This is a genomic window from Phenylobacterium sp., assembly GCF_031412415.1.
In the GTDB taxonomy this organism is placed as follows: domain Bacteria; phylum Pseudomonadota; class Alphaproteobacteria; order Caulobacterales; family Caulobacteraceae; genus Phenylobacterium.
In genome coordinates this window covers 1-5,029 of record NZ_JANOCX010000399.1, presented here as the reverse complement: position 1 = coordinate 5,029, position 5,029 = coordinate 1, and the positions used below count along the sequence as shown (strand labels likewise).

Here is a 5,029-nt window from a genome sequence, read left to right as displayed (position 1 = left end):
GCCCCGGCGCCCGCGGCGGCCGCGGCCGCGCCGGCGATCACTCACGGTCCGGCCCTCGCGGGCGTCTGCACCGTGTCGCTCGAGGGCGCCATCGGCACTTCGACCGTCGGCAAGTATGTCCAAACCCGCCTGCAGCAGATCGCGACCCAGGTTCAGGCCGAGCTGAAGGCCGAGGACACGGCCATGCAAACCGAGGCCAAGACCCTCGAAGGCCAGCGCGCCACGCTCGACCAGAACACCTTCGAGACCCGTGCCTCGGCGCTGCAGGTGAAGGCCAACGCCTTCCAGCGCAAGGCGCAGCTGCGTGAACGCGAGTTGCAGGCCACCCAACAGAAAGCATTGGGCCGCGTCGGCCAGGAGCTGGATCCGATCATCCGTCAGGTCTATCAGCAGCGTCAGTGCAGCCTGTTGCTGACCCGCGACGCCGTGGTCATCGGCAATCCGGCGATGGACATCTCCGGCCCGGTCGTCACCGCGCTGAACGCCAAGATCACCACGTTCGCCTTCGACCGTGAACGTCTGGACCAAGCCTCGCCCGCCGCCGCGGCCGCCGCGCCCCGCCGATAGGGCGCGACTCGCGCTAGACCGGGTCGAGCCGAAGGATTTCGATGCCCGACCCGCGATTCTTTGAAGACCTTGGACCCGTCACCCTGGCCGAACTGGCGAAGGTGGCGGGAGCCAGGATGAGCGACCCGGCGATGGGCGCGCGCACCGTGAGCGCCGTGGCGGTGCTTGCCCGGGCTAGGCCCGACACCGTCACCTTTCTGACCGACCGGAAGTACGCTGAGGCGCTTGCCCAGGCGCGACCCAGCGGCGTGTTCGTGTCCGAGCGAGATCTCGACCTCGTCCCGGAGGGCTGCGTGGCCCTCGTCACCCCGACGGCGCACGCCGGCTACGCCCTGGCCGCCGACCGTCTCCACCGGCCCCGGCGCCACCTCGGTCCAGAGGCGGTGTCGCGCGACGCCGTGCTGGAGGAGGGCGTCGTCCTGGCGCCCGGCGCGGTGATCGGCCCCGGCGCGCGCATCGGCCGCGGAACCGAGATCGGCGCCAATGCGGTGATCGGGCCCGGCGTGGCGATCGGGCGCGATTGCTTCGTGGGCGCCGGCGCCAGCCTGGGCTTCGCGCTGCTGGGCGACCGGGTGCGGCTCCTGGCTGGAGCACGAATCGGCGAGCCGGGCTTTGGCGCCACCGGCGCCGCCCAGGGCGTCATCGACGTGCCCCAACTCGGCCGGGTGATCCTGCAGGACGGCGTTACAATCGGTGCCAATAGTTGCGTTGACCGCGGGGCGTTCGAGGACACCGTGGTGGGCGAGAACACCAAAATCGATAACCTCGTGCACATCGCGCACAACGTACGCGTGGGACGGAACTGCGTCATGGCCGCCTATACTGGCATATCCGGGAGCGTGACGATCGGCGACGGCGTCGCCTTCGGTGGCCGGGCCGGGGTGGCCGATCACATCGCTATTGGGAACGGCGCCAGGATCGCGGCGGCCGCGGGCCTGTTCCGCAACGTGCCCGCGGGCGAGACCTGGGGCGGCGTTCCGGCCCAGCCCATTCGGAAATGGATGCGCGAGGTCGCCTGGCTTTCGAAGTCAGCCGGCGTTCGCAAAGGATCTGACACATGAGCGAGGCCCCCGTCGTCGAGGTGCAAACCTCCATCGACATCACCGAGATCCTGGAGCGGATTCCGCACCGCTATCCCTTCCTGTTGGTTGATCGGGCCGAGGACTATCGCGCCAGCGAGTCCATCGTCGGCATCAAGTGCGTGACCATCAACGAGCCATTCTTCCAGGGACATTTCCCGGACTACGCGGTGATGCCCGGGGTGCTGATCGTCGAGGCCATGGCGCAGACCGGCGCGGTGCTGATGTCAAAATCGCTGGACGTCGATCGCGCCGGCAAGACCATTCTGTTCACCTCGCTGGACAACTGCAAGTTCCGCCATCCCGTCCGGCCCGGCGATGTGCTGCGCATGAACGTGCGCGTGCTGCGCGCGCGCGGCGGTCTGTTCAAGTTCCAGGGCAAGGCCCTAGTCGGCGACAAGACCGCGGCCGAGGCGGAGTTCGCCGCCATGCTGGTGGAGACCCCGACCCCATGAGCGTGACCATCCATCCCACCGCCATCGTGGCTCCAGGCGCGCAGCTCGCCGAGGGCGTCTCGGTCGGGCCGTATTCCATCATCGGCGAGAATGTCCGCATCGGGGCACGCACCAGCCTGCTGTCGCATGTGGTCATCGAAGGCCACACCACGATCGGCGCCGACTGCACGATCCGCAACTTCGCCAATCTGGGCGGGCCGCCGCACCATACGGGCTATCAGGGCGAGCCGACGGAGCTGGTGATCGGTGACCGAAACCGCATCTGGGAACACGTGACGATGCACATCGGCACGCCAAACGGCGGGGCGGTCACGAAGGTCGGCGACGACGGCATGTTCATGGCCACCAGCCACGTAGGGCACGACTGCGTGGTGGGCGACAATGTCATCCTGGCGCACTCCGCGACCCTTGGCGGCCACGTCTATGTCGGCGATCACGTCATGGTCAGCGGACTGGCCGCGGTGCATCAGTACTGCCGGGTCGGTCGCTACTCGTTCATCGGCGGTCTGGCCGCCGTGACCAAGGACGTCATTCCCTATGGCCTGGTCTGGGGAAACCACGCCCACCTGGAAGGTTTGAACTTGGTGGGGCTGAAGCGCCGCGATTTCTCGCGCGAGACGATCAGCGCCTTGCGGTCGGCCTACCGCCAGCTCTTCGCGGAAGAGGGGACGTTCCAGGAGCGGGTGGACGACGCCGCCGAGACGTTCGGCGCCAGCCCGCCGGTGATGGAGATCATCGACTTCATACGCGCCGACGCCAGCCGCCCCCTGTGCTTGCCTGAGCGCGAGGTCTAAGCTGGCGTCCATGCAGAAGCTTGGATTGATCGCCGGCGGCGGGACCCTCCCGGTCGAGATTGCCGAACACTGCCAGCAGGCGGGACGGCCGTTCTTCATCGTGCGGCTGAAAGGCTTCGCGGGACCGGAGATCGCGCGATACCCCGGCGGCGCCGATATCGGCATCGCCGAACTGGGCAAGTGCTTCAAGGCGCTGAAGCGCGCCGGATGTCGCGCCGTGACCCTGGTCGGCAACGTCGATCGCCCCGACTTCCGCGCGCTGGCGCCCGACCTGCGGGGCCTGATGGCGCTGCCCGCGGTGATCGCCGCCGCCCGCAAGGGTGACGACGCCCTACTGCGCGCGCTGGTGGGCGAGTTCGAGAAGGAAGGCTTCGCCGTTGAAGGCGCCCACGAGGTCATGGGCGACCTGACATTGCCTGCCGGCCCGCTTGGGCGGGTGACACCCAGCGCCGAGCAGATGGTCGACGTGGAGCGTGCGCTACACGTGGCGCGCGAGATCGGCCGACTGGACGTGGGGCAGGGCGCTGTCGTCTGCGACGGCCTGGTCCTGGCGGTGGAGGCCCAGGAGGGCACCGACGCCATGTTGGGTCGGGTGGTCAAGCTGTCTCCGGCCGTCCGCGGTACGCCGGACAATGCGCGAGGGGTGCTGGCCAAGGCGCCCAAGCCCATCCAGGAAACCCGAATCGACCTGCCGACCATCGGCCTGAACACCGTCCGACGCGCCGCCGAGGCGGGTCTGGCGGGGATCGCGGGTGAGAGCGGGCGTCTGCTTGTGCTGGACCGCGAGGCGGTGATCGAGATGGCCGACGAGCTTGGCCTGTTCATCGTCGGCGTGGAGCCTCCGGGCGCGCCGTGACCCGGCCCCTGTGCGTCATGCTGGTGGCCGCCGAGGCTTCCGGAGACGACCGCGGGGCAGGATTGGCGCAGGCGTTGCGGCGCCGTCTTGGCGACCAGGTTCGCTTTGTCGGGGTCGGCGGCTCGAAAATGGCGGCCGAGGGTGTCGATAGCCCCTTCGACATATCCCAGCTCTCCATCCTGGGCCTGCTGGAGGGCCTGTTGGCCTATCGCCGGGTGATGGCGCGGGTGGCCGACACGGTGGCCCTGGCGGAGCGCGAGCGCCCCGATGTGGTGGTGCTGATCGATTCCTGGGGCTTCACCCTGAGGGTCGCCCAGCAACTTCGGAAGCTACAACCCGGCTTGCCGCTGGTGAAGTATGTCGGCCCCCAGGTCTGGGCCACTCGGCCGGGCCGCGCCAAGACCCTGGCGGCGAGCGTCGATCACCTGCTTTCGATCCACAAGTTCGACGCGCCCTACTTCGAGGCGCAGGGCCTGCCGGTGACCTTCGTCGGCAATTCCGCCCTCAGCATCGACTTCAGCAGCGCGGATGGCGCACGCCTACGCGACGACCTAGGGATCGCCCCCGACGCTCAGGTCCTGTTGGTCCTGCCCGGCAGCCGTCCCAGCGAAATCGCCCGCGTGCTGCCGCCCTTCGCCGACGCCGTGGCGCGCTTGAAGGTCCAGCGGCCTGGGCTTGAGGTGGTGATCCCCGCCGCGCCGACAGTGGCCGCCGAGGTGCGCGCCGTCGCCGGAGCCTGGGCGCATGTGGTCGAGGGGGAGGCCGCCAAGCTGGACGCCATGAAAGCCGCGACGGTCGCCCTGGCCTGTTCGGGCACGGTGACCACCGAGCTGGCCTTGGCCGGCGTGCCCGTGGTCGTGGGGTACAGGCTCGGGAACTTCACCCACATGGTGCTGAAGCGCCTGCTGCGAACGCCCTACATCACCCTGTTCAACATCGCGGCGCAGGACTTCGTGGCGCCGGAATTCGTGCAGGACGACTGCAATGGCGCCGCCCTGGCCGCGGCCGTGATCGAACGGCTCGATTTCCCGGGTACGCGCTACGCCCAGGTTGAGGCTCAGTACGCAGCCCTGGACAAAATGGGTCGCGGCGGCCCCGATCCCTCGGAGGCCGCCGCGATAGCCGTTCTAAAATTGATCGCCGAGCGGGCTTAGCGCTTGTCGACCGCTAGGTAGTCGCGCGCCGGGGCGCCGGTATAGATCTGCCTCGGGCGGCCGATCTTTTGCGACGGATCCTCGATCATTTCCCTCCACTGGCTGATCCAACCCACGGTGCGGG

Annotated in this window: 7 protein-coding genes; 6 read left to right on the top strand and 1 reads right to left on the bottom strand. The window is 68.7% G+C overall.

The window, feature by feature from the left end; genetic code table 11:
- The 6 genes from RMO04_RS18830 to lpxB form a co-directional block, all read left to right on the top strand.
- Positions 1–567 (top strand): OmpH family outer membrane protein (locus RMO04_RS18830; RefSeq protein ID WP_309646301.1); only part of this gene is annotated, 567 nt, incomplete at its 5' end.
- 41 nt (positions 568–608) lie between these two features.
- On the top strand, positions 609–1,628 hold the full coding sequence (lpxD, locus tag RMO04_RS18825; protein ID WP_309646300.1) for a UDP-3-O-(3-hydroxymyristoyl)glucosamine N-acyltransferase: 1,020 nt from the start codon (positions 609–611) through the stop codon (positions 1,626–1,628).
- Positions 1,625–2,101, top strand: a complete 477-nt coding sequence (gene fabZ, locus RMO04_RS18820) for a 3-hydroxyacyl-ACP dehydratase FabZ (RefSeq protein ID WP_309646299.1) — start codon at positions 1,625–1,627, stop codon at positions 2,099–2,101. Before lpxD ends, fabZ begins: the two co-directional genes overlap by 4 nt.
- A gap of 2 nt (positions 2,102–2,103) precedes the next feature.
- Positions 2,104–2,895: an acyl-ACP--UDP-N-acetylglucosamine O-acyltransferase gene (gene lpxA, locus RMO04_RS18815; RefSeq protein WP_309646303.1), complete on the top strand. Its 792-nt coding sequence runs from the start codon at positions 2,104–2,106 to the stop codon at positions 2,893–2,895.
- Positions 2,896–2,905: 10 nt separating this feature from the next.
- Positions 2,906–3,751 (top strand): UDP-2,3-diacylglucosamine diphosphatase, encoded by an 846-nt coding sequence (locus tag RMO04_RS18810; protein ID WP_309646298.1) that lies wholly within the window; start codon positions 2,906–2,908, stop codon positions 3,749–3,751.
- On the top strand, positions 3,748–4,905 hold the full coding sequence (gene lpxB / locus RMO04_RS18805) for a lipid-A-disaccharide synthase (protein ID WP_309646297.1): 1,158 nt from the start codon (positions 3,748–3,750) through the stop codon (positions 4,903–4,905). The genes RMO04_RS18810 and lpxB overlap by 4 nt, the downstream gene beginning before the upstream one ends.
- Here lpxB and RMO04_RS18800 read toward each other — a convergent pair.
- Positions 4,902–5,029: hypothetical protein (locus RMO04_RS18800; protein WP_309646302.1), on the bottom strand; the 128-nt coding region annotated here is incomplete at its 5' end. The genes lpxB and RMO04_RS18800 overlap by 4 nt on opposite strands.